The organism is Polaromonas sp. P1_G2, assembly GCF_056405515.1.
Map to the genome: position 1 here is coordinate 1 of NZ_JBFUBY010000194.1, position 7942 is coordinate 7942.

Consider the following 7942-nt stretch of genomic DNA (forward strand, 5'->3'; position numbering starts at 1 on the left):
GTGCTGTTGCACGACTTGCGGTTCAAGATCGATGGTGAGGTGGCCCAAATTGATCATTTGGTCATCAATCGCACCGGCTACATGGTGCTGATTGAAACCAAAAACTACTCAGGCGACCTGGAAGTCAACACCCATGGCGAATTTACCGTGCGATACGGCAGGGAGCGCTACGGCATTCCCTCCCCTTACGAGCAAAGCCGCCGCCACGCACGCATCCTGGGCAAGCTGCTGGAACGGCTTGAAATCAGCACTCGTACCGACAAGCTGCCCGAGTTCCATAACGTGGTGCTGATGCACCCGCAAGCCATCATTCAGCGGCCAGACGCCAAGGCCTTTGACACCAGCTTTCTCATCAAGGCAGACCAGTTCCGCGCCTGGCATGAAAAGCTGGTGGACCGCATCGGTACAGGTGCTGTGCTCAAGGCTATGCTCAACATCCGAAGCCCAGACACCATCAAGGAATGGGGCGAGAAGCTCAAGCGCCAGCATCGACCGCCAGACCTGCTGGAGCTGCCGGACTTTATGCAGCCCAAGCCCGAGTTGGCTAACGCCGTGATGGAGCCTCAATCCGCGGCGCCAGTGTTTGTAGCAGCGCCCGCCACCCCGGCGCCCACACAGCCCGACGCCTCATTSGMCAAAAAGCTGATCTGCGCCCACTGCCGTGAGAAGATCAGCTTCCCCGAAGGCAAGTTCTGCTGGAACAACGCCAAGCGCTTTGGCGGGTTGCAGTATTGCCGGGAGCATCAAGGGTTGTTTGCCTGATTCCGTCTAAATCGTATTAATACAGCTCCAATGGTTTACCGCGACAAAACTGAGGCTGAAACTCGATCAAATCTGATTGATCAGCAGCTCGCGCAGGCAGGCTGGTCTCGGAATCGTCGCACGTTGCTTGAAGAGGTTTTACTTAGTGCCTCTGAGCCAGATAGTGCTTATGGTAGTGAGCAGTTCGCTGACTACGTACTTCTCGGTTCAGACGGGAAGCCGATTGCGGTAGTCGAGGCCAAGCGATCATCCCGAGATGAAATCGCCGGAAAACGTCAAGCTGCGGACTATGCCGATGCGATCAAAGCCAAATTTGGCACTGATCCATTCGTATTTCTCACCAACGGCAAAGAGATTCAATTCTGGGATCGCGAACGGTACGCGCCACGAAAAGTCTCCGGTTTTTTCACTCGGGACGATCTGGAACGACTGCGACATCAACGCCAGTTTGCCGAACCGTTGAGCGGCGTTTCCATCAACCCCGACATCGCCGGCCGCGACTACCAAAACGAAGCTATCCGCCGGGTTACGGAGGGAGTGGATGCAGCCAAGCGCAATTTCTTGCTAGTAATGGCGACGGGCACCGGCAAGACTCGAACGACCATTGCTCTTGTAGATACATTGTTGCGTTCAAAGCGCGTGCAACGGGTGCTATTCCTGGCTGATCGCCGCGAGCTAGTGCGCCAGGCAATGTCGGAATTCAAGTCACATCTTCCCAGCGAAAGCTTGGCTCGAATCGAGTCCGGCGAAACCTCAGGTGCGCGCATCCAGTTCTCGACCTACCCCAGCATGATGCAGGTGTATTCGCGCTTGTCGGTGGGTTACTACGATCTGATCGTTGCCGACGAAAGTCACCGTTCCATCTACCAGCGCTACAAAGCTATCTTCGACCACTTCGACGCTATCCAACTCGGTTTGACCGCGACTCCGACTGACTACATCGACCACAACACGTTTAAGTTGTTTGAATGTGGTGACGGAGCACCCAGCTACTACTACAGCTATGAGCAGGCGATTGCTGACCGGAACTTGGTGAACTATCGAGTACTCGACGCGCAAACCAATTTTCAGCTTCAGGGTATTCAGGGTGACGCATTGCCAGAGCCGCTGAAACAGATGGCCCGCGATCAGGGTGTAGAGCTAGAGGAGCTGAATTTTGAGGGCAGTGATATCGAGAAAGGCATCGTCAACTTGGGCACTAACGATGCCATGGTGCGGGAGTTCATGGACAAAAGCCGCAAAGACGTGCGCGGCTTGCCGCACAAGTCCATCATTTTTGCGGTCAGCCATGCCCACGCCAAACGGCTTTACGAAGGTTTTAACCGCCTGTATCCGGAATTGCAACGCCAAGGCATGGCGGAAATCATCGATAGCCACATGGAGCGCGCCGACGCGACGTTGGACGATTTCAAATACCGCACCATGCCGCGTGTGGCCATCTCGGTAGACATGCTAGATACGGGTGTGGACGTTCCTGCTATACAGAACCTAGTTTTCGCAAAGCCCGTTTTCAGCAAAGTCAAGTTCTGGCAGATGATCGGGCGCGGCACTCGGCTACATACTGATAAGACCACAGGCGAGATCAAGAAAGACTTCCTGATCATCGACCATTGGAAGAACTTCGCATATTTCAAACTCAAACCCGATGGCGAGGTAGATCACCCCAGCGAACCGCTACCGGTGCGCCTTTTTCGCCTACGACTGGAAAAATGGCAGCTGCTGCATGCCCAACAGCTAGAAACACAAACAGCTATTGCCGATTTACTGGCTATGCTTCAAGCGTTGCCTCGCCACAGCATCAATGTGCGTCCGCATTGGGATGATCTCGATGCATTGGTAGCGCAATGGCCGATCCCGAGCCAAAGCGCGATGGAGCACCTGTCCAAGACCATCGCACCTTTGATGCGACTTGCCCCATTTGCTGGTCTGGATGAGCTTCAATTTCGCATCTGGTGCGAACGCCTCACCGTTGCCTGGCTCAAGGGTGATGCCTCCGAACAAACCAAGGTGCGCGAACGCGTCCAAGAGGCTGTAGGCAGCCTAGCCGAGAACATCCCTGAGGTGCAACGAGTGGCTGAAAAACGCGCATGGGTGCAGTCAGTTGGCTTCTGGCAACACCTGGATGGCGACCGTTTGACCACACTTCAGGCCGTATTCGCCCCGCTAATGCGCTTCCGCACCACAACGCCTAGCCACACGGTCGAAATCAATCTGCCAGACAGCATCACCCAGCGTAGTTGGATCATTTACGGGCCTACTGGCGAAGGCGCATTTGCAGAAAGCTATCGCGAGCAGGTTGAGGCACTGGTGCGACGGCTAGCCGACCAACTTCCAGAGCTCGCCAAACTCAAGCAAGGCGAGCAGTTGGGCGATGACGAACTGGAGCGAATCAGCGACACGCTGAACCAGACGGATCTCTTCGTCACCGAAGACACCTTGCGCAAAGCTTTTGAGGCCCCTGCCGCGTCGTTGACCGATGTCCTGCGTCACATACTGTGCGAGGGGACGAATCTGCCCAACCGCGAGCAGCGCATCAATACCGCGTTTGATGCATTCATTGCCGCTCATGGATACTTACGTGCCAACCAACTCAACTTCCTGCGGGCTGTAAAAGCTGCTGTGCTACGCCACGGGCGCATTACCCGCGCTGCGCTTAGCGAGCCGCCGCTATCGCGCGTGGGCCGAGTGGAAACACTTTTTCCGCCGCAGGACATCGACGAACTCATCAACCTCTCCAGCCAGCTGTTGGATGAGGCTGCCTGAACCATCAAGGACACCACTGAATGCTTGCCCCTCATATTAAGAAAAAAGTCGACGAACTCTGGAGCCGCTTCTGGGCCGCAGGTATTACGAACCCGCTCGTCGCAGTAGAGCAAATCACATATCTAATTTTCTTGCGGCGTTTGCAAACTATTGACGTCAACCGCGCTACTTCAGCTCAAAAGGCGGGTAAGCCCTACGTGTCTATTTACGAAAAGCGAGAAAGTGACCCACCTGAGTGGAAGCCGGATAGATGCAAGTGGAGCTACATCCGCGAAGAAAAGACGGATGTTAAAAACCTGATCGACAACGTCTTCCCTTGGCTGCGCTCAATCGAAAGCCGGCTTAGTGGGGCGGATTCAACCGGTAGCGACGAACTTAATAGCCTGCATAACCGCATGGCCGATGCCTACTTTCAGCTCGATCCCAACAAGGGCAAGGTGCTGAGCGACGCCATTGATGCCATTGATCAACTATTTGTCCGCGCCGGTGAAGGTTCTGCTGCCCAAGACATCATGGGCGACACCTTTGAGTATCTGCTGAGCGAAGTGGCCACTGCCGGCAAGAACGGCCAGTTTCGCACCCCGCGTCATTTGATCCGCTTTATGGTTGAGTTACTCAACCCCGAGCCCGGTYAGCGCGTTATAGACCCGGCTGCCGGAACGGGTGGTTTCTTGTTCAGCACCCAGCAACATCTGATGCGCAAATACTCGGCGCAAGAAAACCTCGTGCTGGAATGGGACGGGACCCCGCACCGCACCGATGGCGCTGCCGCCACACCCGAGCAATACGCGGCTATCCACAACGGTGCCAACTTCATTGGCCTAGATAACGACCGCACCATGGCGCGCATCGGCTGGATGAACCTTGTGCTGCACGACGTGACCGATCCGCATTTGTTGCAGGGCGATTCGCTCAGTAGACGCGAGGGCAAGGCCAAGCTTAAGGAACTGCTAGAGCCGGGAACCTATCAATACGTCCTCGCCAATCCACCCTTTACCGGAACGGTTGATAGCGGCGACCTGGAGCCTGACTCTGTATTGTTCCCGCGCGTCGGCGGCGGCGGCAAGAAGAAAGACGAATCGATCACCAATAAGAGCGAGCTGCTTTTTCTATGGTTGATGCTCGACTTGCTGGATACTGGTGGGCGCTGCGCGGTGATCATTCCCGAGGGTGTGTTGTTCGGTAACACCGATGCTCATGTGCGGCTACGTCGAGAGTTGCTTGTAGAGCATGTGGTTGAGGGCATCATTTCCCTTCCTGGTGGTGTGTTTCAGCCCTATACCGGTGTCAAAACCTCCATCGTGATCTTTCGCAAAGTCACGCGCCGCGATAGTAAACAGACCTTGCCCAGCAACGCGGTACCACTCAGTGAACACGTATGGTTCTATGAGGTAGAAGAAGATGGCTATTCGAAGGACGCCAAGCGCAACGCCCGCCCCGGTCAGCAAAACGACCTTTGGGACGCGCTCGAAAAGTTCAAGACGTGGATATCCCATGGGCGCTCAGGCGCTAAGCGCAATGAGAAAACCTTGTTGCAACCCAGCTTTCACCTCGAGCGTTGGCGCCAGGCTCTTCTGCGCGATACCGCCGACAAACTCACTCCTGCAGGTGAAGCCTTTGCCTCGCTGCCTGACACCAGCATGTGGGACGGTCAGGTTTGGGGTATTCACGAGCTGTTTCCTGACATTCCGAGGAATCCCAAAGAAGCCGAAATCCAAGTGCGAAACAGCGCAAGTCGAATGCTGTATGACCAAGTAATTGCGTTCTTTGCACCAGCGACCAAGCCTGTGTGGGAAAAGTGGAAAGATGCTGGCACCGCTGTCAAACAAATGGACGGCGACAAAGCATTGGCCGAATGGCAAAAGGCCGTCAAGGTGCCGCAACAGGAATTCAACCGCGCCGCGCGCGATGTGCAGCGCTTTTTTGAATCAGAGGACGGCCCGGCACTCCAGCTATGGAAGGACATGGTTAAGGACGCACTCAACGCGGGCCTTACCTATCACAAGCACGCTGCCACACAAGCGCCCACGGTGCTGTTTAGCCCTCATGAGCCGGTTGCCGACCTCAACGCAGCGCTGGAAGTCATTGCCCGCGAAGTTGCCAAGGTCGATGGCTTCGATGTCACCCTGCGCAGCTTGGCCGTCGACCAGGCCACTGACCTCAAGGCTGCCAAGCACTGGGTGGTGGCTGTGCGCGACTGGGCGCGCAATGACGAATGGCAAAGTAAAGATGGCCAGCTCATCGGCTCGCACGATGCCGACGGCTTGGTGCGTCCGCCGTATGTGCAAGCTATATTGGCCGACGGCCTCTACGATGACAAAGGCACGCTCAAGGAAGGCCTGCTCGACCCCGACTGCATCGAGGCCCGCGACTGGAACCTGTCCGCTGGGCAGTACAAACCTTTTGACTTTACCCAACTTAAGAGCGAAAAAAGCGTGGCTGAGCTGATCGGCGCACTGAAGACCACCGAGCACGACATCATCAAAGGCTTGGACCAGCTGCTGGCGATGGTGGAGGGGCGGGCATGAGTTTGCCTGAAACCTGGATACAGACCACGGTGCGCGCCGTGGTTGAGGATATCCAACCCGGCTTCGCTCAAAAGCCTGGCGATGAAGATGAAGGCACAACGCCACAGATCCGTACGCACAACGTCACACCGGATGGCAAGATCAGTTTGGAAGGCATCAAACACATCACAGCCAGTGAAAGAGAGACGGCACGCTATTCGCTGGCGATCGGTGATGTGATTTTCAACAACACCAACAGCGAAGAGTGGGTAGGAAAAACCGCAGTCTTTGACAAAGAAGGCGAATTCGTTTTTTCTAACCACATGACGCGTTTACGGGTATGCCGAGATTTGGCCTTGCCCGAGTATCTCGCTTGCTATCTGCACCTGTTGTGGTCGATGGGATATGCTAAAACTCGCGCGAAGCGCTGGGTAAGTCAGGCGGGTATCGAAAGTGATGTACTCGCCTCGTTCAAGATTCCACTCCCTACACTTCCCGAACAGCAGCGGATTGTCGATCTGCTGCGGCAGACGGAGGAGGTGGCGAAACTTCGACATGACTTTGATGAGCTTCTCGTCAGAGCCAAGCGTCAGTTGTTCGTTGAAATGTTTGGTGATCCAAACCCTAAATTCAATGCGCGGTGGCCTGTCGTAAAGCTTGGGAAATTTGTCACCGTCGCGACGGGTGGAACTCCACCGCGCGAGCAAGCCGACAGCTATGGGACTGCCCATGCCTGGGTGAAGTCTACTGATCTTAAGGATGGCTTGATCGTCACAACTGAAGAACGAGTATCAGAGCTCGGCATTCAGCGTAGCAATGCCAAGCTTTATCCCAAACAAACGATTATGTTGGCCATGTATGGGCAAGGGCAGACGCGAGGACGCACAGGAAAGTTGTTGATCGATGCTGCGTGCAATCAGGCTTGTGCAGCATTGTTGCCAAGTGATGAACTGATTCCGGACTACCTTTGGATCTGGCTGCAACTTTCTTACGAAGCTGTGCGAGCGCTGGGGCGTGGAGGGCAGCAAGAGAACCTTAACCTGGACATCGTTCGCGGCATACAACTTCCAAAGCCACCTGCCACGTTGCAGCAAGAGTTTTCTAGGCGCCTAACAGGCCTGCTGGACTTGTTTAAGCAGTCGCGGGTGGCTAGGGAGCAGTTTTCTACGATGCAGGAAGTGTTGCAGATAGAGGCACTCACAGGCGATGCAACAGCCGCTTGGCGCGAGCTGCACTCGTCCGAAGTCGCAGAGGCGGCGCACAGGCGGGACACCCTGCTTCGCGAGCGCGGAACTAAGGTCGCATTGGCCGGAACAGCCAAAATCAGTTTTGCGGCACAAGCTGACCTAACCGCACGCCCCGCGCGCCACTGGTTACTGGGTGAGCTCAGTGAGTTCCAGCGTCAGGTACTGGCGGCCTTCACCGAATATTGCCAACAAAGTGGCCTGCCCTTGTTGGTGGAAGACCCAGACATATTTRCCCGCTTTTGCGACGACGCGGCCTTGACCGAGCGTTTGCAAGCCTTCGGCCAGTCCCACGGCAATCGCATCCGCCGTTCCCTCAGCCAATTGGCGGCGCTGGGGCTGATCGCCAAAWTCACCCTGCCTAAGCAAGACCCGGATAGCGGGGAGCACGACTACCTAAAGGCCTTTCGTCCCCTGCGACCGGAAGAATTCGCGCGCATGGCAGACGTGAAGACCTTACGGACGGCTTTGGCGCGCAGTACAGATGAGGAGCTCGAGTAATGCGTCTGCGCTACTTGCACCTGAAGAACTACCCACCGATCTCCGACATCAAGGTGTGTTTTGCCAGCGGTTCGCCGCTGGCCCGTGAATGCGCCATTCGCTTTGTGGTGGGGGTGAATGGCAGCGGAAAATCCAACTTGCTGCGCGCTGTGGCCGAGGTATTTC

At 55.8% G+C, this 7942-nt stretch carries 5 protein-coding genes; all 5 read left to right on the plus strand.

Annotation, left to right across the window (positions count from 1 at the left end):
* Positions 1-762, plus strand: a 762-nt coding sequence (locus AC1D0P_RS17930) for a nuclease-related domain-containing protein (protein WP_477677987.1), incomplete at its 5' end; no start/stop codon positions are given.
* Positions 763-792: 30 nt separating this feature from the next.
* Entirely contained in the window at positions 793-3525 is a 2733-nt protein-coding gene (locus AC1D0P_RS17935) for a type I restriction endonuclease subunit R (RefSeq protein WP_477677988.1), read from the plus strand.
* A 20-nt stretch (positions 3526-3545) separates the two neighbouring features.
* Positions 3546-6053 carry a type I restriction-modification system subunit M gene (locus AC1D0P_RS17940; RefSeq protein WP_477677989.1) on the plus strand — a complete coding sequence of 836 codons (2508 nt, stop codon included), beginning with the start codon at positions 3546-3548 and terminating at the stop codon, positions 6051-6053.
* Positions 6050-7777, plus strand: coding sequence for a restriction endonuclease subunit S (locus AC1D0P_RS17945; protein ID WP_477677990.1), 1728 nt, complete (start codon positions 6050-6052; stop codon positions 7775-7777). The genes AC1D0P_RS17940 and AC1D0P_RS17945 overlap by 4 nt, the downstream gene beginning before the upstream one ends.
* The coding region (locus AC1D0P_RS17950; RefSeq protein ID WP_477677991.1) for an AAA family ATPase at positions 7777-7942 on the plus strand (166 nt) is incomplete at its 3' end. The genes AC1D0P_RS17945 and AC1D0P_RS17950, both read left to right, overlap by 1 nt.